This window comes from Pararobbsia silviterrae, from assembly GCF_003628125.1.
GTDB lineage: Bacteria > Pseudomonadota > Gammaproteobacteria > Burkholderiales > Burkholderiaceae > Pararobbsia > Pararobbsia silviterrae.
Genome location: NZ_RBZU01000007.1, coordinates 363 through 24,348, shown reverse-complemented (window position 1 = coordinate 24,348; position 23,986 = coordinate 363). Strand labels below are relative to the sequence as shown.

Genomic DNA, 23,986 nt, shown 5'->3' with positions numbered 1-23,986 from the left:
CCATCGTGAGAACATAAACGGTCTGCGTTGATCGTATGCCGAAAAGATAGCATCGCGTCATCAAAAAACGGGGGCGAGCCTTGAAAATCGGGACTGGGGCGTCGGTGAAGGTCTGGATCGCGCGCCCATTACGTTGGATCTTATTCGTTCTCTTAGGCGCCGCAGCGGTGGAAGCACCGAGTGCGCAAAATCCGCCGACATCCGGTCCGAGCTTTTCATGCGAATCGACGAACACGTCCGTCGAAGCGACGATTTGTGGCGATGCCGCACTGGCTGAGCGCGATCGAACGATGGCGATCTTGTTCGCGGGATCCCGGAAGGATGTCTTCGGCATCGGCGCGTCTCGGCAGACTATGCGACAGCGAGCGTGGTTGAAAGCGCGTAACGCGCAATGTGCGCGCGGTCACACGCGCGCCTGTCTCATTGCGATGTACGACGATCGCTTGCGCGAACTTGCCGTCGCGGCACTCTTCCAGACGCCCGACGTCGCCCTCAAGGAACTGGCGCGGCAAGATCCGAAGTCGGCATCGCTATACGAAGCGATTTATCGTTATTCAACGATCGATGATCCCGTCGAACGCGCGAACATCGTGTCGAAATTAATCGATCCGGCGTTCAATGAACTTGCGGGCAAGCCTTGGGCAACACCTTTAAGGGACATCGCCGATTCGCACGAAGCGGCATCTTCAGATGAGCGCTTCGCGACATTCCTGGATGTGGCTTCAGCGAGCGATGTTGTGCTTACGATGCCTTGTGCGGCGTTGTTGCGGCGACCCGGGTTGATCGATGCGCTTAAGCCGGTATACGGCAGTGCGATGGATAGTCATCTGATCCGGAGCGATTGCCAGTCGATGACATCAAGCTTACCGGTCGTCGATCGACTGACGGAAGCGGTCGTGGCCGTTCAACCGAGTTGTCCCGGCACGATTCGATTCAGCTTGGGAAGAGCGTTCGATAAAACGCTCGTGACCATTCGATTGTACGGAGCGGACGTCGCGACCACGCAAAGACTCGATCTCGATCGGAAGCCCGAAAGCACCGACGATCCGGCGGACGATGAAGACGTCGCTCATTTCGTAGCGACGCATCGCGCGTTGATCCGCGAAGCGACCGACGAACTCACGCAGTACTATGCGGACCGTTTCGACGAAACGCCGGCACGCATCAAAGCGGAGGCCCTCGACGGCATCAGCGCAATCATTCTCGGCGCCTATGATCTTTGCGAGCGAGGGTAAGTTGTCGCCCGCCCGCGAAGTGCGCGTCGCGAACTGCCGGGCCGGCATCGAATGATACGAAGCCCGGCAGTTGGCACGCGATCAGGCTGTCGTGTCGATCGACGTCGTGGTCGTGCCGATCGTCGACGTATCGTCGGTCGAGTCCGTCGAATCTGTGGTCAGATCGGTCAATGACGTCGTCGTTGTGCCGTCGGCCGAATACGTTCCGCCACCGCCGCCGTGACGATGATGACCGCCGGCCTTATGCGTCGATTGCGCGTCTTGCGAAATGACCTGTGCTTGCGTCTGCGGCTGGCTCGACGAGGTCGACGAAATCGACGAGTTGGACGATGTCGTGCTATTCGACGTCGTCGACGACTGTTGAGCTTGGGCTTGGGCTTGTGCCTGAGCTTGGGCTTGTGCCTGAGCTTGGGCCTGTGCTTGCGCTTGGGCCTGCGCTTGCGCCGTCAAGGTCGTCAAATACAGGTTGCTCTGTGATGATGAAACGCTCGAAATACTCATGCTGATCTCCGATGCGGCACGCCTCGCGCCGCAATCCAGCGAGATCGCGGGCACAGAAACAAGCGTGTGTTGTGGGTGCCGGCTCCGAACGATGTGAAACCGCGCACACGTGCGCGTCCTCCGCTCAAAACAGGCCGATTCAACATAGCAGCGCGGTTCGGCGTTCAATCCGAAGAATAGAGATTCGAAGATTACCCGCCGTTATTTGTAAGCCGACGCGAATGGACAAGCCTTATCGATCGCGGGTTTTATATTGCAGAGCTTTCAACGCTGACATGACGCAAACACGAACGTCAGAGCGCCGGGGCATCTTCGGCCGCGAGCAGTAAGTCGTCCGCTTCGGCATGGGTGAGGTGCCGACCGTCTTCGATCAAACGCTCGATCGTCTCCGGGTCGAGGTGTTCGAGCAGCGACGGGATGGCACGGGCGATATCCCCGATGGGCGACCTATCCTCCGAGCTGCCGCGCCGCGCATGAAGCCTACGCGCGTGTCCGAGAAGCAGCGCGGCCACGCGCGGATGTCCGCACTTGGCCGCGGCGAAGACCGCGAGCTCGGCTGCCTCAAGCCCGAATCGGCGTACCCGGGCCGCCATCGTGGGCCATTCCGCGCGCGCCTCGTCGAGGCGCTCCGTGTCGAAGAGGATCCGTACCAGACGGGCGTGAAGCGTGGCGACGATCGTGTCGTCCACGTGTCTCGACGAAGCGAGAAGACCGCGCAGTCGCTGCAAGGCTTCCGCGGATCGACCGGCAAGCCATAGCGCCTCGGCAAGCTCGGAAACCGTATGGTCGACAAGGCGCGCCGAGTCGCACGATGCCGCGATATCTGCCGCTTGCCGGCGCAAGTCGAGGCAGATCGCGTAGTCGCCGCGAACGCACGCAGCCCACGCCAACGCACCTACGGCGAGCGAACGCACACGCTCGAGCCATTGCGGATGCGTGTCGACCAGCTCGCTCACGGCCCGGGCCGCGTCCTCCAATTCGGCGTCCGGACGATCCTTGCTGCGCACGAGCGCGACCAGGCTCAACAGCGCGTTCCATTCGTCGCCTGCCGCGCGGCTGCGTGCCGTCGAAAGACGCGCGAGCTCAAGCGCCCGCGGATGCCGTACCCACATCGCCTGCATCGCGAACACGCGTGCCCATTCGCGCCGCAAGGCGTCCGACACGGCGGGCTCGTCGATGAACGGCTCGCAAGCGCCCATCCATTCCAACGCCTCGTGCCGCCACGGGCCGAGGACATTGGGCAGCACCGCCCGGGTCGCCAGTTCCACGGCCCGGGCCTTGTCATGAATCGTGGCCCATTGCAGCGCCACGCGAACGTTGTCCACCTCGTTCATCGCCGGCCGGATTGCTTGGCTGCTGACGTTTTGACGCTCGCTGATCGACGCCGACGTCATCAGCCAGACCATGGCCGCCGCATGCCGCGCGCGCATCGCGGCCGCCTCGCCGTGCGCGTCGAGGACGATCAGCGCGAAGCTGCGCGTGGATTCGAGCAAGCGATAGCGCGGCGGATCCTGATGGTCGCAAGCCACCAGCGAGCGGTCGACCAGCACGGCCAATTGATCGATGACCGCCCAGCGTTCGTCGTCGGTGGGCGTCATCAGCGCCACGACGAGGTCGACCGTGAAGCCGCCGGCGAAGACACCCAGCGCTCGCAAGAGGCGTTGCTCTCCGGCGCGCAACAACCCGTAGCTCCATTCGATGGCCGCCAGCAAGGTGCGATGGCGTTCGTCGGCGTCCACATGTCGCAGGCGCAGCATCGAGAAGCGTTGCACGAGCGCGTCAAGCACGCCTTGCAAGCCCATCAGCGGCACGCGTGCGGCGGCCATCTCGAGCGCCAGCGGAAGTCCATCGAGGGCGGCGCACAGTTGACGCAGCAGCGGCAACGCCGCCTCGTCGATGGCGAACCTCGGATCGGCCGCGCGGATCCGGTCGACCAAAAAGCCGATGGCGCCGTGCGCCAGCGCCAGCTCGCCCGGCATCTCGACCGGGGCGAGCGCGAGCGGCTCGATGCGCTGAACCCGCTCGCCACGAACGCCGAGCGGAACCTGGCTCGTCACGAGCACGCGCAGACGCGGCGCGGTGACGACGAGATGCACGACCATTGTCGCCGCCTGACTCGCCACATGTTCGGCGTTGTCCAACACCAGCAGGTCGAGCTCACGCGTCGCATCCGCGACGACCTCGGCCGGATCGGTCGCCGTCATCGGCTGCCCCAGGGCACCGCACAGCGCCGGCCAGACCGGCGCGTCCGCGTGCAGCGAGGCGAGGTCGAGCCAGACGGTACGGCCCGGGAAAGTCGTCCTCAGCGCAGCCGCCAGCGTCGTCTTGCCCACGCCGCCCGGGCCGGCCAGGGTCAGGCATCCGGACGAAGACAGCGCCTGCGCGGCATCCGCCAAGTCCTGTTCCCGGCCGAACGGCAACGGGCCTGACACCTCGAATACGGTCCCCGGCGGGCGCGCGAGCGCGCCGGCCTGCAACCGGCCGGTGAAGCAATAGCCGCGGCCCGGCACGGTCGTGATCAGCCCGCCCTGCAGCACCTTGCGCAGCGCCGTGACCTGCATGGCGACGTTGTTGTCCTCGACGACCAGTCCGGGCCAGACAACGTCGAGAAGCTCGTTGCGCGTGACCACGCGTCCGGCCCGTTGGACCAGCGCCACCAACAGGTCGAACGCGCGCCCGCGCAGCACGACCGGCTGGCCGTCGCGCAGCAGCGTGCGCTGTTGGGGCAGCAGTTCGAAGCGATCGAAACGGAGGCGGTCGACGGTGTCCATCGGGGGCGAATCGCAAGTTTTATTCATTTTTATCTTATTGCAGGACTTCGATATGTCGGTCTTGCGAAAGTCTTGCCATGCACGGTTACCCAAGGAATTCCCGATGACTTCAAAGACGGCCGGCCTCCCGATCACCCCCCCGTTGCCGCTCGCCAGCGCAGTCTCCATGGGCTTTTCGCCGGAGCGCCTGGCGCGCCTGGATGGCGCGATGCAGGCCGAGATCGACGCCGGGCACTACGCCGGCATCAGCGTGATGGTGGCGCGCCGCGGCAAGCTCGTGAAATTCGGCCGCTACGGCCGGCAGACACTGGAGCGCGCCGAGCCGCTGCGCGAGGACGCGATCTTCCGCATCGCCTCGATGACCAAGCCGATCATCGCAGTCGCGATGTTGGCACTCTACGAAGAGGGCCGCTGGCAACTCGACGATCCGGTCGCCAAGTTTATTCCCGAATTCGCCGACCTCAAGGTCATCGCGAACGACGGCTCGCGGGTGCCGCTCGATCGTCCGATGCGGATGCGTCACATCATGTCGAGCTCCGCCGGCTTCGCCTTCGGCCCGCCGGTCGGCAGCACCAATCTCCACGTGGACGACCTCTATGCGGCCGCGGGCCTCTGGAACGGCACCGCCGACGACATGATCGCCCGGCTCGCGACGCTGCCGCTCGAAGCCCAGCCCGGGACGGTGTTCCGCTATGGACTTCAACAAGAGGTGCAGGGCGCGATCATCCGCCGGCTGGCAGGCGAAGACCTCGACACCTTTCTCGAACGTCGCATCTTCGCGCCATTGGGCATGAAGGACACCGGCTTCGGCGTCGCTGAGGATCAGCGCGCCCGAATCGTGCCGCGCTACACGCTGGACGCAAACCTGCAACTCCAACTGGCCGCCGACCAGTCGGCCTTCCCGACCCTGGCCGGCCACGCGGCCGGCGTGAAGCCGAAGTACCTGCTGTCGATCGCCGGCCTTTACTCGACCGCCCAGGACTACCTGCGTTTCGCACAGATGCTCGCCAACGGCGGGCAGCTCGATGGCGCGCGAATCCTCGCGCCGACTTCGGTTCGCCTGATGACCCGCAACCTGCTCGCGCCCGGCATGCCCATGCGCTTCAACGAGCCGTTCGAAGGCATCGGATACGGCATGAACGTCGGCATCGTGCTCGACCCCGCACGCGCGAACTTCAACGGCGGCGCCATCGGCACGGGCAGTTTCTTTTGGGGCGGCGTGCACGGCACGTGGTTCTGGGTCGATCCCGCCAACGACGTCGTGGTCGTCGGCATGGTGAACCAGGAGAGCGCCGGCAATCCCATGACGGGCCGCCCCTATCCCGTCACCGACCTGCGCGGACTCTCGCGATCGATCACCTATGGCGCGCTGCTCGAGCCCGAACTCTGAACGCCCGCACGACCTTCAAATGGACAAGACCATGACATCGAAACTCGAATCCGATCCGCGCATCGATCCGCGCATCAAGAAGTTCTTCGCCGGGATGACGAGCGCACCGAAGTCCGACGTCTCCAGCCGCGAGGCATTGCTGGCCCAGGAACACTCGCCCGAAGGCCGGGCCGCGTATGCGCGTCAGGTTGCGCTGTTCGACACGATGGACAGCGAAGCGATCGCGCCGTCGACCGGACTGACCGTGCGCACACTGAGTTTCACCTCGGCGCCGGACGGCAATACCGTCCGGATCCAGTACATCCGGCCCGACGGCGACGCCGTCCTGCCGTGCATCTACTACATCCACGGCGGCCGCATGCAGTTCAGCTCGTGCTACGAGGGGAACTACAAGACATGGGGACGCATGATCGCCGCCCGCGGACTGGCTGTCGCCATGGTCGACTTCCGCAATTCCGTGCACGCCGACTCGGCCGCCGAGATCGGGCCCTTCCCGGCCGGCCTCAACGACTGCATCTCGGGTCTCGAATGGGTGCACGCCAACGCTGCGTCGCTCGGCATCGATCCGACGCGGATTGTGGTCGCCGGCGAGAGCGGCGGCGGCAACCTCAGCCTCGCCGTCGGCATGAAGCTCAAGCAGACCGGCCAGCTCGGGCTGATCAAGGGTATCTACGCGCTGTGCCCGTATATCGCCGGCCAATGGCCGCAGGCGCGCTACCCGTCCTCGATCGAGAACGAAGGCATCGTCTTCCACTTCGGAGACAACCGCGCCACCGTGGCCTACGGCATCGAGGCCTTCGACGCCCGCAATTCGCTCGCATGGCCCGCGTTCGCCACGAGCGAGGATGTCGCGGGACTGCCGCCCGTGGTGATCAGCGTCAACGAGTGCGATGCACTGCGCGACGAAGGCATCGCGTTCTACCGGCTGCTGCTCGGCGCCGGCGTGGCCGCGCGCTGCCGCCAGGTCATGGGCGCGTGCCACGGCATCGAGATTCTGCCGGTCGTCTGCCCCGATATCGCCCGATCTACGGCCGCCGACATCGCCGACTTCGCGACCGCGTGACCCGCTTGCCCCGCCTTGACGACCCGATCCCTTCCTACCCCATCCCATTGGAGACGCGCATGACGACTCAAACGAGCACCCAGCACGCCAACACCGGCACCGAAGCGCTGCTGTTCAAGGACGATCCGCAATTCTGGTTCGAGATCGAGCGCCTGTTCGGCGCGGCCGAGTACGGCGGCGCGCTCTTTGGCGAAGTCATCGCGATCGCCCGGAATATCCGCTCGGGCGACTACGACAGCTGGTATGTCGCGATGAGCGACTTTGCCGACCGGCTCGCCGACGAAGCAGCGACGCAACTCAACAAAGGCCACACGATCAGCGCGCGCGACAACTACCTGCGTGCCGCCAGCTACTACCGCAGTGCCGACTTCTTTCTTCACGCGAATGCCGGCGACCCGCGCGTCAAGCGCGCCTTCGAGCTGAGCACCGCCTGCTACCGGAAGGCCGCGGCCTTGTTCGCGCCGGCGATCGAGCCCGTCGAGATCCCCTTCGAGGGGACGACGCTGACCGGCTACTTCCACCGCGTCGACGATTCCGGGACGCCGCGCAAGACGCTCCTCCTCTGCAACGGCTTCGACGGCTCGCCCGAGGAGATGCACTGGAACGGCGGTCGCGCCGCGGTCGATCGCGGCTACAACGTGCTGGTGTTCGACGGTCCCGGGCAATACTCGGCCGTGCATCGTCGCGGTTTGCATTTCCGGCCGAACTGGGAGTCGGTGGTCACGCCGGTCGTCGACTACGCGTTGACGCGCAAGGACGTCGATCCCAAGCGTATCGCCCTGCACTGCGAGAGCCTCGGCGGCTATCTCTCACCGCGCGCCGCCGCGTTCGAGCATCGTCTGGCCGCGTGCATTGCCGACGACGGCGTCTACGACCTTGGCGAGACGATGATGGCCACCTTCCCGCCGGAGACCCGCGAGGCGGTACGTGTCGCGATGCGGGCGCCGAGCGCGCCGGAACTCGATGCGGCGCTGGCGCGCACCATGCAGGAGAACAGCGTCGCGCGCTGGTACTTCACGCACGGCATGTATGCGTTCGGGGTTGAAAGCCCGCGCGCGTTCATGGCGGCGGCGATGGACTATCACCTGCGCGACGGCATCGCCGAAAGAATCCAATGCCCGACACTCGTGTGCGATGCGGAGAAGGATCTGTTCTTCCAGGGCCAGCCGCAGAAGCTCTTCGACCATCTCACCTGTCCCAAGACGATGATCAAGTTCACGGACGCCGAGGGCGCCGGCGCGCATTGCCAGATGGGTGCGAGCCGGCTGGCATACGCGCGTATCTATGACTGGCTCGACGAGACGTTGGCCGCGCTGAAGTAGCCGTCAAGCGCTGCCGACTCGCGCGGTATGTCAATGCGAGCGAGCGGCGACGGTGTCGCAAAAGACGGCACCCCCTAACGCTCCGCAGCTCCACGCGACGCGTTGCCGAACTGGACGCTGTCGCGCAGCATCTGCATGCGCAGGGCCACGTGAACTTCGAGAAAGCGCCCGCTAAGCCGCCAGTCCTTCAACAGTGGATCGATCGATTCGAGCCGCTGCCGGAGTGTGTTGACATGGATCTGCAACGCGTCGGCGGTGGCTTTGGCATTCTGCGCATGATCGAGATACGCGAGCAACGTGCCGGTCAGATCGGTGCCGCGCCGCGCGTCGTACAGAATCACTTCACCGATCGTGGACTCGATAAATCCCGCTACATCGGACGCCTGCCGGTGTTCGAACAATAACGAGTACATCGACAACATGGCCTCGGGCAGCACCTGCTGCGAGCGGCCCAGCGCGCGCAGGATATCGATGCCGCGCTTGAGCGCGCGAAAACAATCGGGCAGCGCCTCGATCTGCGACATCGATTCCGACGTGACCCCGACCACGGCAAGCCGCGTATCGGCGAGCAATGTGCTTTGCAATGCCGCGTTCAACGCCTCGAATCCCGGCTCGGGACAGATCGCGACGATAAACCCCTCGCAGGCCTCGAACAGCGTACCGCGCGCAATCGACGCACGCATGCGCCGCAGCGCGTATTCGATATCGATATCCTTGACGCTGAGTACGATCATGCGCAACGGTTGTTCGAGATCGAGCCCGAGCGGCTGGGTCCGCAGTTGAAGCATCGCAAAGGGTTCCTGCTGCCAACTCACGAGCGCACGAATCGCCGCGGCCGATTCGCCGCTGACCTCGCGCTCGCTGCGCTCCTGCGAAAGCAGCACGACGCCCGCGACCAGCGCGCCGCGCTCGAACGTGCGGATCTCGGTTGCGCTCATCGCGCGGTCCGTGAGGATCAACATCGCGCCGAGCAAGCGATCGCCGCCCATCAGCGCCGCCACGCGCAAGCGGCGTCCGGTATCGCCGTCGATTTCATAGGAGCGTCCCGAGCGCCGGCCCTCGGTCAATGCGCGATGCACGCGATCCTGCACGTCGGTGCGACTCAGCAAATCGTTCAACGCATCGGCTTGATCCGCGCGACTCGCGCTCGCGCGCTGAGTCGGTTGTTCGGCCTCGTCGAGCAACACGATATGGCCGCCGAGCATGGTCGCGGCCACGTTGAGAATATCGACCACGCCGCTGCCGCGCGCGACGAGTCGCGTCATATGTTCGTGTGCTTCGGCCGCGGTCTCGATCTCGTTGGCCTGTTGATGCAACGATTCGTTCGCCTCGCTGGCGCGCTGCAAGGCCACCTGGGCTTCCTGAAACAAACGCGCGTTTTCGATCGCGACCGCGGCCTGTGCCGCGAGCGTCGACAGCATCGCCACTTCCCACGGCGCATGGCTGCGCACCTGCCGGTCGCAAATGCAGAGCATGCCGATGCAGAGATTGCCCACCATCAGCGGCGCACCCAGCAACGATTGCACACCCTCGTCCTTGATCGCCAGATCGATGCCCTGCTCGTGCGCGAATCCATGATCGGCAAGGTAGTCGGTGCTGTGATACGGGGTCTTGTACTTGAGCACGTGACCGCAGATGCCGTGATCGGGCGGCACGCGCACATTCTTGAAGCGCTCTGAAATCGCGCCTTCCGTGGCGCGGATATAGAAGTCGTTGCGAACTCGATCGAAGCTCGTCAGGTATCCGATATCGGACGCGAAGATTTGCCGCGCGCGCCGCACGATGGCCTGCAACACGAGATCGAGATCGCGAATCGAGGTCAAGTCCTGCGCACTTTCAAGCACGACCACCAGACCGCGCTCGCGCCGCTGCTGAAGCGCTTGCTGCTCGCGAATCGCCGCCGCCGCGCGAATGCTGCCCGCCAGCAAAGAACGCTGCGCCGCATCGTGAACCGTCGCCTCGACGCGTTCGAGCATGTCGTCGAACTCAAGCGTGCTCGCATTGCGCTGAAGCATCGCGAGCAATTCGGATTGCAAGCGACTGGGCACGAGCGGCGAAGCATCCGCATGCGTGTCTTCAAGCAAGCGGGGATCGCGGCCGGCAACCGATTCCGATGTAGTCACAACACGTCTCCTGGCGCGCGCTCTATGGCGGCAAAGCTTAGTGCAAACCCTGATGCAGACGTCGTCGCGACGCCCCACATGTACGAACCCCCTATAAGGCAGCCGATCCGATGTGCGGATACGCCATAGGAGATTGCGGACGCGATCGACATGATTCATGCACTCGCACATTAACAGCGAGACATAACAGGAGACAACCCGTGAACTCGCTTGCCCGATTCGTGGCATGGGGAACAGCATTGTTCGCCGTGACTACCGCCGCCCTTGCCCAGCCTCAAGCGCCGACCGAACTCAAACTCGGCATGAGCACGTTTATGACCGGCCCCGCTTCGGCGCTCGGCGCGCCCGCCAAGGTCGCGGCCGACATGTGGATCGAAGAATTCAACGCGGCGGGCGGCATCAACGGCACGAAACTCAGCCCGACATGGATCGACGAGGGACAAGGCGCCGATAAATTTCTATCGGAGTACCGACGTATTGCGCAGGAACCCGGCGAGAAAGTCATGGTGTCGGCCATTTCAAGCGGGTATTGCAACACGCTTGCGCCGGTCGCCGAAGACCTCAAGGTCATCAATATCCTGTGGGAATGCTCGACGGAAAAAACGCTCGAAGAGCGCCCCTACAAATATGTGTTTCGCACGGATCCGAATGCGACGATGGAGATGGTCGCCGCCGTGCTCGAACTGCTCAAGGTCAAGCCCGACTTCAAGACGATTGCCGTCGTGAATCAGGACTATGCGTGGGGCCACGATTCGTGGGAGATCTTCCGCAACACGCTGCTCGCGCTCAAACCCGACGTCAAGGTCGTCGCCGAGCTGTTCCCGAAGTTCGGCGCATCGGATTTCTCGACCGAGGTCACGCGCATCCAGGCGCTGCACCCCGACGTCGTGCTGTCGACCGCATGGGGCGGCGATCTCGATACCTTCCTGCGTCAGGCGTCGCAACGCGGCCTGCTCAAGTCGTCGCAGTTCGTGCTGCCGCTTGCCGACTCGTCGCTTGAACGGCTCGGCGACGCCGTACCGCCGGGCGTGATCGTAGGCTTTGTCGGAGATGGTTATTTCGCCGACCCGGAATTCGCGAACGATCCCGAAGCCAGCGCATTTGTGAAGAAGTTCAAGGCGCGCACGGGTGCGTATCCGAACTTCGCCGTCTATCACATGATCCAGGCGCTCAAGGCGCTGACGAGCGCGTACAAGCAAGCCATTGCCGCGAACCACGGACAGTGGCCGACCACCGATCAAGTGGCCGACACGCTGCACAAGCTCGACTATCGCGGCCTGTCGCGACCGATCCATATTCGTGAAGACGGACAAGCGCTGGAAGGCCAATTGCTGGGCGTCACCGTCAAGGATCCGTCGCAGCCGTTCCCGATTGCCCGTCATCTGCTGTTCTATCCGGCCGATATCGTTGCGCCGCCCGTCGGCCAGAAATCCGCCGAGTGGGTCAAGACGCTCAAACCCGCGCTGATTCAAAACAGCGAGATCAAGCACGTCGGCGATTGAACGAATCGCGGCGACGCACGCATCCGTGACGGATAAAGCACGAACAAGGCACGAACCAAGCATCAAGCGCATATGGAACTCTCTCTTCTTCCGCTCGCCGTCGTCGACGGACTGTCGTATGCGGGTCTGCTGTTTCTGATCTCGCTCGGCCTGACGCTGATCTGCGGGGTCTTCGGCATCATCAACGTGGCCCACGGAAGCCTGTATGCATTCGGCGGCTACAGCGCGGCGACACTGTTGACCGTGTTGATGCCGCATACGTCGTCGACGTTCGTGCTCGTGGCGTCGCTGTTCGTGACGGCGGCGGTCGTGGGCGGATGCCTTGGCGCATTGCTCGAACGGGGTTTGTTGCGGTTCTTCGCCGACCGCGATCCGGTCTTGCAACTGCTCGTGACGTTCGCCGCGTTCATGGTGCTTGAAGACGTACAGCGCATGATCTGGGGCGCGACGCCAGTCAATGCGGGCGATCTCGCATCGCGCCTCGGCACGACCGATCTGCTGGGCGTGACGTTTATGAATTACCAGTTGTGGTTGATTCCCGGCGTCGCATTGGTGATCTATGGGGCACTGCAGATCCTGCTGCGACACTCGATCGCGGGTCGGCAGATCGTCGCCGTGATTCACAACCGTGAAGTGGCCACCGCACTGGGTATTCATGCCGCGCGCGTCGGCACGCTGACATTCGCGCTTGCCGGTGCGCTGGGCGCGCTCGGCGGCGCGTTGTCCGTGCCGACGACATCGTTCGTGCCGGGCCTCGGCGCCGAAATGATCGTTACCTCGTTCGCGGTCGTGGCCACCGCGGGCCTCGGGCAAATCACGGGGGCGCTGATCGCCGCGATTCTGATCGGGGTCGCGCGGTCGATGGCCGTCTATACCGTGCCTGAACTCGAAGTCGTGATGCCCTATTTGATGATGGTTCTGGTGCTGCTGATCAAGCCCAATGGCCTGTTCTCCGCCACCGCGGCACGGAGGATCTGATGCCCAAATCGATATTTCGAACAATCGGCATCCTGGCCGCATTGCTGATGTTCGGCATCGGCGCAGCGTGGCCGTGGGCGCGTGTTCCGATCATCACGTTCGTGTGCTTCGGGCTCGCCGCGTTGGGCTTGATGGTGCTGATGCGCGCGGGTCAGGTGTCGTTCGGTCATGCGATGTATGCGGCGATCGGCGGCTACGCGACGGCCTTCACGATACGGACATTCCCGGGCATCGACGGTGTCGTCGCGATCGCGGTCGGCGTGATCGTGAGTGTCGTGATCGGTGCGGTGATCGCCGCGTTCGTGACGCGTTATCGCGGCATCTTCTTCGGCATGTTGAACCTCGGCTTGTCGATGGTGGTGTTCTCGCTCGCGGGCAAGCTCTATGGCGTGACGGGCGGCACGGACGGCTTGCGTTTCGAGCGGCCGTCGCTGCTGGGCATTGCGATGGAGCGCGGTCCGTTCGAGTTGACGATGGTGGGCGTCGCGCTCGTGCTGGCCGTGATCCTGACCGGGGCCGTGCAGCGCTATTTCGAGTCGGCGTCAGGGCAGATCATGGCCGCGATTCGCACCAACGAGACACGGCTCGAATATATCGGCGTGTCGGCACGCGCCGTGTTCGCGCAAGGCTATGTGTTGTCGGCCGCGCTGGTCGGACTGGCCGGCGCGTTGCTGACGCTCGTGCAGAGTCTCGTCACCCCCGAAAGCGGCTACTGGATTCGTTCGGGCGAGTACGTGTTCATCGTGATTCTGGGCGGCTCGGCCCATGCGATCGGCGCGTTTCTCGGCGCGGCCGTCTTTGAACTGATCAAGCAGGCCGCGGCGATCTATCTGACCGATGCCTGGCAGAGCCTGCTCGGCATCACGCTGATCGCCGTGATTTTGTTTGCGCCGCAGGGCCTCGTCGGCTGGCGCAAACGCAACGTCAAGGCAACCTTGCCGCGGGAGGCACGATGAGCCTGGCGAACCCCAACGAACTGTTGCGCACCGAAAAACTCACGCTGCATTTCGGCGGAATCGCGGCTGCCGACGGGATCGATTTTTCCCTTGCCCGAGGCGAGCATCTCGCGGTGATCGGTGCGAACGGCGCGGGCAAGACGACGTTTATCAATATCTGCACCGGCTATATGAAAGCGGACAGCGGCACGGTATGGCTCGAAGGCGCCGACATCACGCGCAAGGGGCCGCGACAAATCGCTCGGCTCGGCGTGGGCCGTTCGTTTCAGTTGCCGCAGTTGTTTCTCGATCACACCGTGCGCGAGTGCCTCGAACTCGCATCGGCGAGCCGTCGCGCACGACTCTCGCGATGGCAGTCGCTGTCGTCTTGCGCGGATCAACGCGCGGTCGACGCCATGCTCGAACTCGTCGAGCTCGCACCGCATGCGAACGATCTCGCGACGGTGTTGCCCGAGGGCCGGCGCAAGCTGCTCGATGTCGGCATCGCGCTGATGCTCGAACCCAAGCTCGTGATCATGGACGAGCCCACGAGCGGCGTGTCGTCGGAAGACAAGCACGGGGTCATGCAGACCTTGATGCGCGCGCTCGAACAGCGTCGCGTCACGAGCTGGTTCGTCGAGCACGACGTCGAGATCGTGCGGCGCTATGCCACGCGCGTGGCGGCTTGGATCGACGGCCGCATTGCCGCCGACGGGACGCCGGCACAGGTGTTCGCCGATCCGCGCGTGCGGCGTGACGTGCTGGGAGAACACTGATGCTGCGCATTGAATCGATGCATGTCGACCTCGCGGGACATACGGTCTTGCGCCATGTCGATCTCCAACTCGAAGCGGGCCAGACCGTGGCGGTCGTCGGTCGTAACGGTGCGGGCAAGACCACGCTGCTGCGCTCGATCATGGGGCTGGCCCCCGCGCGCACGGGACGCCTGCTGCTCGATGGCGAGGACATCACGCGCAAACCTGCGCACCGGCGCGCGGCCGATGGTTTTGGTTATGCGCCCGAGGATCGCGTGCTGTTGCCCACGCTGAGCGTGATGCAGAACATCGTGCTGCCCTGCGAGGTATTGCGCGTACCACGTCACGAGATTCGTCAGCGTATCGACGCCGTGCTGGTCAGCCTGCCGCAACTCGAACCGATGCTCGCGCGTTCGGGTGCCGCGCTATCGGGCGGTCAGGGAAAGATCGTCGCGCTGGCCCGTGCCTTGATGGTGGGCGTGCGCTTCGTGCTCCTCGATGAACCTTTTCAGGGACTCGCGCCCGCGCTTGCCCGCCAGTACGGCGATGCGCTGCGCGCCTTGCGGGTGTCGCATCCGCAACTCTGCGTGATCGTCACGGAATCGAATGCGTCGCTGCTCGATGCGGTACAGAGCCGCACGCTGCATATCGAACGCGGCGCGGTTCGAGAAGAAACAGGGGGTGCGGTTCGGGCAAGCGAGCCTGAACCCAGTGCCTCGCATCACGGCTGACCGCCGTCGATGGATTGAACGGAGAAAGACAAGTGATTGATGAAACGATGCAGTTGCCGCTCGGCGAGGGTCCCTTGCGCGGATTGGTGGTGATCGACGTGACGCGCGTGGTCGCCGGTCCCTACTGCACGATGATGCTGGCCGATCTGGGTGCGACGGTGATCAAGGTCGAGAATCCGGCCGAGCCCGATTACGTGCGCACGTTTCCGCCGTTCGTACAGGGCGATAACGGCCGCGCCAGCGCGTTTTTCGCGCAATACAACCGCCATAAGCTCGGTGTGAGTCTGGATCTGAAGTCGGAACAAGGGCGCGAGCTATTGCGTGAGCTTGTGGGCAAGGCCGATATGCTGGTTGAAAATTTCCGGCCCGGCACGATGGAGCGCATGGGACTCGGTTACGAAACGCTCAAGTCATGCAATCCACGTTTGATCTATGTCTCGATCAGCGGCTTCGGACAAACGGGACCCAATTCGCGCCGCCCTGCCTATGACAACAGTGCGCAGTCGACAGGCGGGCTGTGGTCGATCAACGGAGAGAAGGGACAGCCGCCACTGCGCGTGGGCACCATCATCGGCGATCTGTCGGCGTCGTTCTATGCGGCGATCGCTGCGCTCTCGGCCGTGATTCACGCGCGCAACACGGGCGAAGGTCAATGGGTCGACGTGGCGCAGCAAGACTCGGTCGTGACGTTGACCGAACATGCCGTGGTCAACTACACGGTCGCCGGAGAAGTCGGTGCGCCGCTCGGCAACGATCATCCGTTCGTGCGTCCCTATGGTCAGTACGCGTGCAAGGATGGATTCGTTTTCTTCGGTGCCTACACCGACAAGTTCTGGCGTGAAGCCTGCAAGATTTTCGGCGAGCCGTCGCTGATCGACGATCCCGAGATCGATACGATGGAAAAGCGCTTCGATCCGCAGATCTATGCGCGTCGCGTGAAGCCGATCGTGCAGGACTGGTGCGCACGGCATACCAAGGCCGAACTCGAAGCGATGGCCGGCGACACGATTCCGATGACGCCGATCAAGACGATTGCCGAGGTGGTCGACGATCCGCATCTGCAGGCGCGCGAGATGTTCGTTCAGACCGAGGTCGACGGACAGCAGGTGAAGGCGTTCGGAAGTCCGATGAAACTGTCGGGCACACCCGTGCGCGCGGTGGGCAGCGCGCCGGGGTTCGGCGAGCATAACGAAGTCGTGCTCAAGGGATGGTTGCAAGTCGCCGCGTCGGACTACGCGCGCTACGTGGCTGACGGAGTGATCTGATGGGCATTTCATACACCGTCGATGCGGATGGCATCGCGCATATTCGCTTCGATCGACCTGAAAAGCTCAATGCACTGACGCTCGCCATGTACGACGATCTGGCACGGTGTTTTGTCAGCGCGAATGACGATCCGCGGGTGCGCGTGATTCTGCTCGGTGCGAACGGCGATCGAGCATTCTGCGTGGGCGCCGATCTCAACGAGTCGATTCCGGCGCTCGCCGAAGGACGCTTCGATATCTCCGAATGGGATGGCGCGCATATCAAGCAGCCGGGGTTCTATAAGCCCGTGGTCGCGGCGATCAACGGGCTTTGCATGGGCGGCGGATTCGAAATCATGCTGGCCGCCGATATTCGTATCGCGTCGGAGTCGGCGGTGTTCGCACTGCCCGAGGCGTCGCTGGGTTTCACGCCCGCAGGCGGCACGCTCGTACGGCTCGTGCGTCAGATTCCCTATGCATTCGCCATGGAGCTGATGTTGACGGCCGAACGTTTTCCGGCGCGGAGGCTGGCCGAGATGGGCTTGCTGAATCGCGTGGTGCCGCCCGACGAACTCGCTGGCGTGGCACTGGCATATGCGCGCGGGATCGCGAAGAAAGGTCGTGTCGCCGTCCAGGTGATCAAGGAGGCGGCGCTGACGCTTGGGCATTTGCCGTTCGACGAAGCATTTGCGCGCGAAGCCGTGCTTGGACAACGTGCTTTTACAAGCGACGAAGCGCGCGAAGGGCTCAGCCGGTTTGCTTCGCGTGAACGCGCCAAGCCGGACTAAAAGGACGTCGGAATCTTAGGGGCGAATGTCTGCCTTCGCGTTGGTCAGCGGGTACGACCCGTGATACTCCCGCTACGAGGTGCGCCGCAATGCGACTATCGCGGCTAATGCGGGTCCATCAACACGGGCGATCGCAACCGCACCACAAAGGACGGTAATTTACTACGCGGCAAGCCATTTTTAAGCACGACCTGGATTGAAAAATTGGCCAAATCCGCCCGGTCTTCGTCGATCGATGCCTGATGCTCCTGAAGTAGCGCAGCGACTTCTTCGGATGGCGCCTCCCCAGCGGGCGGCTGAATTCTCTGTATTTCCCGCTCCGTCGCCTTTATCCGACCTTCCAGCTCCGACTTGCAACGCCCCTGATACGACCTCACCTCATTCATGACCGCTTCCGTAAATTCGGGCAATCTTGCCAGGTATTCGTCGAGTACGTTCGGGTCGGAAGCCACTTCAAACAGAAGATCGGACAAAAGCGCCAGCGTCTCCGCATTCGTTAAAGGATTTCTGCGCTCCACGCCCGCAGCATATTGAATTCCCTTGAAAACCAACGCAGAAATATCGACTCGCCCATCGCTCAGCCAATCGGCCGAGTCGATAGCGTAACGCCGATACGCACGCTCATTCCCCCATACAACCAGATCGACCGTGGGCTCCCTTGTTAAATGAGATAATTCATGAACAAGCGTCGAGCGTAGATATCGATTAAAATCCGATCGATCAGAGAGCTTACGACGAATGGCTAAAAGTGCGTTCGGATTGGCGGCCATCACGGCATCCCGCGTTGCGCCGTCGGCTAGCCCGCGCGCTTGGGAGCGAAATGGCGTTGTATTGGGCAAAGTTTCATCAAATTTAAGGTGCGCATCGATGTCAAATATATTCGATATCTCGAACAATTGATCCAATGCCGCCCTTATTTCCATCCTGACGTTGATCGCTTGACCCTCCACTTTTCCCACAAGCAAACTGAATAACTGATCAATTTTTGCAGACATATTGGGATTTTCGAGAACACCGACCATCACGGATCGCATTAAATCGAGGTCTCTCTTGACGTCCATCAGACTATTTTTAAGCTCTCGTTGCTCCAGAACCGAAGCAACGCCCGGAATCCATTCTTTGGCGAAGGCGCTGCACCTTGCCTTGAGCGCCGTCAACACTGGGGCGCGCACGACGCGGGAGGGAAAACAAAGCGTCAACATCTCTTCCATACTCCAGAAGTGACTATTGGTGCTCGGCACCAATTCCCATCTTTGCGTAGTTTTGTTCCGCCGTATTTCGATGACAGATTTCGTATCCCCCGGCTTAACTACCTTCGCTGCCCTTTGCGTAGATCCAACTGGGTTCACGGCATAAAGCTCACCTTCGATATTAACAACATATTCGCCAAGAATTTTGGATAAATAAACCGTATCCATTCTCGTCGGATCTGAATCGACACCCACTCGACAGTCAGATAGCGCGCGCCTCAAGAATGCATTCGATTCAATCGTATTCGCATCTCGACCTGTCAGACGTACGTATTTCCCTTTTTTCCAACGAATATAAAACCCGAAGCCCCCCAAAACGCCATCGCGCGACACGATCACGCCCGCGGTGAAATCATCCTTCAATGGAATAAATTTATAAAAGCGACCATCAATTGAAATGGATTTGGGATGATATGGATCGCCCGGGAGCTCGTGAGTCGACTCGGTAGCGAAAGAATAGATTCCCTTTTCGGAATCAAGCTGGGCGCGATCCTCGATCTTCATATCAAGAGGCTCGATCCAATCATCGATATCCTCCGCAGTCAATCCGAATATTTTCGCTTGCCGTTGCCCTCCTTTCACCTTTAATAATTTCCCTCTGTCTCGAACGACGTAACTCCCTTCCGTCCTTTCAGCCAATTCCGACGAAAAAAATTCGGCTCGGCTCATGACATGCCAATCGCCATCATCAAAAGCAACAGGAATTAGCACTCCCCGATTAAGTGCGGCATTGACCTGCCGGGGCTGACGAATCAAGCCGATTTTATTATTTGACATTAAATCGATACCGTAATATCGCCCCCGAAATGAAATTACCGCATCAATCGTCGACACGTCAATAACAATCTTCGATTTATGTAATTCATCACTCCCTGCTGCCCGAAAGGCATCTCTCGCGCCGTTCGCGATTTCCCCTGACAGCTGAATGTCTTCAGCGTAAGGCGGCACATAAGACTGCAGGACGAGATCAGACATTCCCAACAAACTGCGGTTCGAATCTGAAGACGTCGCCGCACCGATATCGCTTAGCGATATTTTTCCGAAATCCAACAAGAATCCCGGAATACTTTTTTTATCGACTCCCGCCGCCAAATTGACATCGCGCGTATTGGAATTTTTTAAACTCTCCAACCGATTTATTTCGTTCGTTATTTTCGACTTCGCCTTGGGGCTCATGGCGGGGTTTGCGGTTTTTTCGGCTTGCAATATTTTAATTTCTTTTTCTAAAACGGAATTTCTAATACTGACATTTTCATCCAACAGCGAACTCAATCTCACTTCAAATTTGGCGTTCGAAGCCTTGAGCTCATTAATAATTGCCGGATTCTTTTTACCTGCGAGCATGAGTCGCGCGAACTACGCACGCACCTCTGCGCTGAGGATCGGATCGCGCACGGCGCCCACGCTATATTGACGACCAAGTAACACAAGGCGCGATAGATCTATCGTCGCCCACTCATTCACGTAGGCGGAAGTCGCAGAAATACGTGTATTTCGTTGCGCCGAACTCGACAAATTTACATAGTTCAAAGCTGCATCCTCAGACTCGCGTTGTTCAGCGAGACGTGAAGCTTGCTTTAGCAAACTCGCGGATAAAGCGTGGATGTATTCGTCTTCCCCCAATTCCTGATACAGAAGATCGGCTTTGTTTTGTATATACTCAAGCCCTCCCAGATTACCCGCCTTCTTCGGAACGACGCGACCTAACGCCGGATCGTTGGAACCTTTCCGAATGATTATATTTTTATCTATGTCCAAGATCTCAAGGTTGGCATAATCTTTCAAGAGTATGTCTTTTATTTCCTTGATACGAGCCGTATCGCACGTGCCACCCAGAAAAAGCCGACAACACACATCAAGCAATACTTGATCACCCTCTACATTGGAGTCAAATATTGACCGAAGTTCGCTCTTTGTTTCGAGAAGATTTTTTTTAGCCCGATGAAGATCGAGCCGCAACACATCTTCCGTTCGAGCACTACGAAGCCCGCCTATCGATAACTCCTTTGAAACATCCAATCGCTCGATCGATCGTGGAACATCAAGCCAATCCGTACGATATTGCTTCTCAATCCAATCCGGGTCCACGATCCATTCGTTTGAATACATGTCCCTCCTCACTAAAACCTTCCCTTCCCCTTTAGCCAAATCATATATTTCAAACGTTTCAGGAGACTCCGATACTTTCCTGACTGGAACGGACTCCCCCCCCAAACGCAGCCAATTTTTTTTCGTCGATTCATCCCACGTCACCACATTTTCATCGAGTATTTTTCCGAAAAATTGTCGGTGGGGATAAATAATTTCTTCCGTCAATATCGAGTTTCGCACCTTGACAAGATCCGCGCCTCGCATGAGCTCATATGTTTTTCCGTTCCATTGAACAAACGCCAGCGGGTCATTAAAAGTCATAAGTGAAGCAGAATTCACAGAAGAAATTAAACCTTTCGAACCGTCATTTTTCAAATAGGTGAAATTATAAAATTTATTATTAATCTGTACGGCGGCGTGCACTCTCGACGGCAAGTCGTGCGCTTCGCTTTCATCACTTATGAACCAAAGGCCTTTCTTAGCATCGAGAACCACGTCCGTCTTCACAGAAGCGCCGTGAGGCCTAGTCCACAAATCAAGATAATCCTGCAGCCGATCATAATTAGCAGAATCGGCAGGTATTTTGACGGGATCACGATTGAGCGCAGCAAATTCGTAGCGCCCCGCGCGCTGCGCAACGGCATATCGAACGCCACCCGATTCGACGCCATCAATCCAGCCGCTCGATAAATCGTCTGCGGTCGGCGTAAATCGATACAACTCACCGTCAACATCAATAGCAAAATCAAAGCGATCCGTGGTTGAACCCTTATTCACGATGAATCGGATGTCACCTGGAACGGTCACTGCAACCGAATCGACGGTCGATTTCGAATATGCCGTGATAAATATGGGCATCTCCACCGCCGCACCATAGCCTTTCGTGATTTCGTCAACTTTTTTGCGTAAATCATCGATGCTTACTTTTCTTGGAGTAAATCCATACTGCGCGATTCTCGAAGTGCCCACCTCAAATTTATTTGTCAATTTTTTTGCAAAATTATATAGATTTGACCACGGCAACGCCTTTTCCGATATTTGATGCGACGTCGCAGAATATTTCGCCTTTGAAAATTTTTCCATCGCGGCGCCAGCGGTTGCTCTCGTCATAAACATCTGACTTCCAACTTTCGCATGATAAAGAAATCGAAAGCCGGTTTGCCTAACCACATTCGACCAGATTCCGTGTTTTGATATTTCCGCAATCTGCTTTCGCGCCAAAATCATTCCAATTTGCCCAACCCGTGCGACCAAAACAACGGCATCGACTAACGGCTTCAACGCAATCAGTGTCACATCTGCGGCACACATAGTCGCGCCTAACAGTTCTCGACTGCCTTCCGATGTACATCCGTAGAACGGCAACCAGGTTTTGATGGCCTGCCATACGCTACCCGGATCATCGGGGCCCATCGCATTGAGTTTTTTCAAAAAATTGTCCCGTCGATATTCGGAGATGGCTTCCGATAAAACGTGAGGCTGATCGTCGGCACGGCATTTGACGCCAGTTAATTTCAGCTTGACGCGCACGGAGATGGGATCTCCTGTTATTTTTACGGTGTGATATTGGTTGTCAATGCGCACATTTCTTCCCCGCAGAATCATTTCGTTGGCGTTTTTTATCTCATATCCCCTAGAGGTCGCGAAGATTTCGAACAAATAATTTTTACCACCTACTGTTAAATATAAAAGGACCAGATCGTGACGACTCATAAACTCTGCGACAGCGGGCTCTTCTGCATTGCCTATCGCCAACATCTCGATGGCCGCCTCCTCCATTAGCTTTCTGTAGAAATCGGGAGCATTGGAAAAAAAGTAATCCCACATAATTGTATCGGTAATGGCTAATTTTTTAACCAATTCCTCATTCTGAGCCCGAAACTGTGCTCTGGCGTCAATTGACAAATCGACGACTACGCGATCCTGCTCACTGAAGCCCGGACGTTTGCACGTTTGACCACCCCTCGCCCATTTTTTCTCGGAATTCGGCGCGCATTCGCCGTTTCGGATTTCCTCTTGGAGCGCTGCGTCGGCGAAACTTTCATAATTACGGAAGGAATTCAGCGCATTCTCGGCGTCTTTTACCGGATCGTTGATATCTTGCGCATCAAGAATTTTCTCCATGAACCTCGAAATCACGGCGTTGGGTGTAATCGCATAGCTTTGCTTCAATTTGTTTTTCGTGACAAATTCCAATTTGGCGGGAAATTCAATTGCACCGGCTACCCAATTAATCATTTCTTTATCTGTGAGACCCAATACCACGACTGCCTGCCCCGTCGCCCTGATGCTCGCCTCGCTCATCGAGACTAGATCCCAACCCGCATCAATTGCCGCCTTCGCTCCGATATGCAATTCATAATAGTCATTGGACTTGATGTTTATTTTTTGCATGTTTGCCAATCGAGAAAGCGGAAATTTATTTTCTATAATGCGCCCAATATTTTCTCGCTCGCCTTCAGATATATTCGAGAGCGCGCCCGTTTTCGAATTTCTAACATCCTTAATTTGACCCAAAGTTAGCGCGCTCCCGACAGGTAGATCAACCGTCCAATCGCACACATAGCCTTCCAATCCCCCGGATCCAAAAATTCTTTGATCGGCTATATTTTCGATAATTCGACTTCGATCGTATGCCGATAACGATTCCTCGATTTTATTGTCGCCATTAAGAAGCGCATGAATAAAATCCATCTGCGATTGTTGCTCGGCGCCTGGCTTGAGCAGATCGGTAAACATTTCCGCGGGCGATAGATCTCGATACCTCGCTCTCAAAACCTCGTACATATCCGCACTCGGATCCGCAGCGCCTTGCGCGGATGTCGCCGTAGCGGCGAAGTCGGATGGGGCCGTGGCGGATGCCAAGGCCGCGGGATAATCGGCGACGGGTTGATCGCCTTGCATCTCTTCATCATTCGAAACGCCGGTAAGGGGTATGAATGAGGGTGTCGGCGTCGCCCCTGCCCAAGTCCGCGTCACGTCGGCAACAGCGCCCGCCGAGCGCGTAATCGCGTGCTCTATGCCATAGGTGTGCGACAAGATTTCCGTCGTCGATACAACGCGAGTCGTATCCGAGGCGCCTTGCGTGGATGTCATCGTAGCGGCTGAATCGGATGGGACTGTAATGGATGCCGAAGCCGCGGGGCGATCGGCAACGGGTTGATCGTCCCACATCGCTTCATCGTTCGAAACGTCGGCATGCGATGTGAACGAGGGTGTCTGCGTCGCCTCTGCCCCAGTTCGCATGACGTCGTCAACACTGCCCGCCGATTGCGTCGTCACGCGCTGTGTAGTCGTGAGCTTCGCC

The 23,986-nt window shown here is 59.7% G+C and carries 16 protein-coding genes; 11 read left to right on the top strand and 5 right to left on the bottom strand.

Annotation, left to right across the window (positions count from 1 at the left end):
* Positions 1 to 104 precede the first annotated feature (104 nt).
* Complete coding sequence (locus D7S86_RS16140) at positions 105 to 1,235, top strand: lysozyme inhibitor LprI family protein (RefSeq protein ID WP_158601989.1); 1,131 nt, start codon at positions 105 to 107, stop codon at positions 1,233 to 1,235.
* Between the two features lie 81 nt (positions 1,236 to 1,316).
* Here D7S86_RS16140 and D7S86_RS16135 read toward each other — a convergent pair whose 3' ends face one another.
* Complete coding sequence (locus D7S86_RS16135; protein ID WP_147432360.1) at positions 1,317 to 1,736, bottom strand: hypothetical protein; 420 nt, start codon at positions 1,734 to 1,736, stop codon at positions 1,317 to 1,319.
* A gap of 293 nt (positions 1,737 to 2,029) precedes the next feature.
* Positions 2,030 to 4,507, bottom strand: coding sequence for an ATP-binding protein (locus D7S86_RS16130; protein ID WP_158601988.1), 2,478 nt, complete (start codon positions 4,505 to 4,507; stop codon positions 2,030 to 2,032).
* Between the two features lie 103 nt (positions 4,508 to 4,610).
* Between D7S86_RS16130 and D7S86_RS16125 the strand changes: the two genes are divergently transcribed.
* From D7S86_RS16125 to D7S86_RS16115, 3 genes are read left to right on the top strand one after another with little or no spacing between them, the layout of a single operon-like run.
* On the top strand, positions 4,611 to 5,897 hold the full coding sequence (locus tag D7S86_RS16125; RefSeq protein WP_158601987.1) for a serine hydrolase domain-containing protein: 1,287 nt from the start codon (positions 4,611 to 4,613) through the stop codon (positions 5,895 to 5,897).
* 31 nt (positions 5,898 to 5,928) lie between these two features.
* On the top strand, positions 5,929 to 6,960 hold the full coding sequence (locus D7S86_RS16120; RefSeq protein ID WP_121088111.1) for an alpha/beta hydrolase: 1,032 nt from the start codon (positions 5,929 to 5,931) through the stop codon (positions 6,958 to 6,960).
* Positions 6,961 to 7,019: 59 nt separating this feature from the next.
* Positions 7,020 to 8,282 (top strand): alpha/beta hydrolase family protein, encoded by a 1,263-nt coding sequence (locus tag D7S86_RS16115; RefSeq protein WP_121088110.1) that lies wholly within the window; start codon positions 7,020 to 7,022, stop codon positions 8,280 to 8,282.
* Between the two features lie 74 nt (positions 8,283 to 8,356).
* Here the strand turns inward: D7S86_RS16115 and D7S86_RS16110 are convergent, their stop codons facing one another.
* Positions 8,357 to 10,405: a helix-turn-helix domain-containing protein gene (locus D7S86_RS16110; RefSeq protein WP_158601986.1), complete on the bottom strand. Its 2,049-nt coding sequence runs from the start codon at positions 10,403 to 10,405 to the stop codon at positions 8,357 to 8,359.
* A 248-nt stretch (positions 10,406 to 10,653) separates the two neighbouring features.
* Here D7S86_RS16110 and D7S86_RS16105 point away from each other — a divergent pair, with 248 nt between their 5' ends.
* The 7 genes from D7S86_RS16105 (at position 10,654) to D7S86_RS16075 (ending at position 17,338) form a co-directional block, all read left to right on the top strand.
* Positions 10,654 to 11,907, top strand: coding sequence for an ABC transporter substrate-binding protein (locus tag D7S86_RS16105; RefSeq protein WP_240648216.1), 1,254 nt, complete (start codon positions 10,654 to 10,656; stop codon positions 11,905 to 11,907).
* A 72-nt stretch (positions 11,908 to 11,979) separates the two neighbouring features.
* On the top strand, positions 11,980 to 12,885 hold the full coding sequence (locus D7S86_RS16100; RefSeq protein ID WP_121087886.1) for a branched-chain amino acid ABC transporter permease: 906 nt from the start codon (positions 11,980 to 11,982) through the stop codon (positions 12,883 to 12,885).
* On the top strand, positions 12,885 to 13,841 hold the full coding sequence (locus tag D7S86_RS16095) for a branched-chain amino acid ABC transporter permease (RefSeq protein ID WP_121087885.1): 957 nt from the start codon (positions 12,885 to 12,887) through the stop codon (positions 13,839 to 13,841). The genes D7S86_RS16100 and D7S86_RS16095 overlap by 1 nt, the downstream gene beginning before the upstream one ends.
* Positions 13,838 to 14,596: an ABC transporter ATP-binding protein gene (locus D7S86_RS16090; protein ID WP_121087884.1), complete on the top strand. Its 759-nt coding sequence runs from the start codon at positions 13,838 to 13,840 to the stop codon at positions 14,594 to 14,596. The genes D7S86_RS16095 and D7S86_RS16090 overlap by 4 nt, the downstream gene beginning before the upstream one ends.
* On the top strand, positions 14,596 to 15,306 hold the full coding sequence (locus tag D7S86_RS16085) for an ABC transporter ATP-binding protein (RefSeq protein ID WP_121087883.1): 711 nt from the start codon (positions 14,596 to 14,598) through the stop codon (positions 15,304 to 15,306). The genes D7S86_RS16090 and D7S86_RS16085 overlap by 1 nt, the downstream gene beginning before the upstream one ends.
* 32 nt (positions 15,307 to 15,338) lie before the next feature.
* Positions 15,339 to 16,571 carry a CaiB/BaiF CoA transferase family protein gene (locus D7S86_RS16080; RefSeq protein WP_240648215.1) on the top strand — a complete coding sequence of 411 codons (1,233 nt, stop codon included), beginning with the start codon at positions 15,339 to 15,341 and terminating at the stop codon, positions 16,569 to 16,571.
* Entirely contained in the window at positions 16,571 to 17,338 is a 768-nt protein-coding gene (locus D7S86_RS16075) for an enoyl-CoA hydratase/isomerase family protein (RefSeq protein ID WP_121087882.1), read from the top strand. Before D7S86_RS16080 ends, D7S86_RS16075 begins: the two co-directional genes overlap by 1 nt.
* Positions 17,339 to 17,442: 104 nt before the next feature.
* Here D7S86_RS16075 and D7S86_RS29165 read toward each other — a convergent pair whose 3' ends face one another.
* Both D7S86_RS29165 and D7S86_RS16060 read right to left on the bottom strand, forming a co-directional pair.
* Positions 17,443 to 19,932, bottom strand: coding sequence for an SPX domain-containing protein (locus D7S86_RS29165; RefSeq protein WP_147432359.1), 2,490 nt, complete (start codon positions 19,930 to 19,932; stop codon positions 17,443 to 17,445).
* 12 nt (positions 19,933 to 19,944) lie between these two features.
* Complete coding sequence (locus tag D7S86_RS16060) at positions 19,945 to 23,853, bottom strand: hypothetical protein (protein ID WP_147432358.1); 3,909 nt, start codon at positions 23,851 to 23,853, stop codon at positions 19,945 to 19,947.
* Between the last annotated feature and the right edge of the window lie 133 nt (positions 23,854 to 23,986).

Excerpts from the sequence above, each read along its gene's own strand:
- D7S86_RS16135 (WP_147432360.1), bottom strand. The coding sequence starts at position 1,736 with ATGAGTATTTCGAGCGTTTCATCATCACAGAGCAACCTGTATTTGACG.
- D7S86_RS16130 (WP_158601988.1), bottom strand. The coding sequence starts at position 4,507 with ATGGACACCGTCGACCGCCTCCGTTTCGATCGCTTCGAACTGCTGCCC.
- D7S86_RS16125 (WP_158601987.1), top strand. The coding sequence starts at position 4,611 with ATGACTTCAAAGACGGCCGGCCTCCCGATCACCCCCCCGTTGCCGCTC.
- D7S86_RS16120 (WP_121088111.1), top strand. The coding sequence starts at position 5,929 with ATGACATCGAAACTCGAATCCGATCCGCGCATCGATCCGCGCATCAAG.
- D7S86_RS16115 (WP_121088110.1), top strand. The coding sequence starts at position 7,020 with ATGACGACTCAAACGAGCACCCAGCACGCCAACACCGGCACCGAAGCG.
- D7S86_RS16100 (WP_121087886.1), top strand. The coding sequence starts at position 11,980 with ATGGAACTCTCTCTTCTTCCGCTCGCCGTCGTCGACGGACTGTCGTAT.
- D7S86_RS16095 (WP_121087885.1), top strand. The coding sequence starts at position 12,885 with ATGCCCAAATCGATATTTCGAACAATCGGCATCCTGGCCGCATTGCTG.
- D7S86_RS16090 (WP_121087884.1), top strand. The coding sequence starts at position 13,838 with ATGAGCCTGGCGAACCCCAACGAACTGTTGCGCACCGAAAAACTCACG.
- D7S86_RS16085 (WP_121087883.1), top strand. The coding sequence starts at position 14,596 with ATGCTGCGCATTGAATCGATGCATGTCGACCTCGCGGGACATACGGTC.
- D7S86_RS16075 (WP_121087882.1), top strand. The coding sequence starts at position 16,571 with ATGGGCATTTCATACACCGTCGATGCGGATGGCATCGCGCATATTCGC.
- D7S86_RS29165 (WP_147432359.1), bottom strand. The coding sequence starts at position 19,932 with ATGCTCGCAGGTAAAAAGAATCCGGCAATTATTAATGAGCTCAAGGCT.
- D7S86_RS16060 (WP_147432358.1), bottom strand. The coding sequence starts at position 23,853 with ATGTGGGACGATCAACCCGTTGCCGATCGCCCCGCGGCTTCGGCATCC.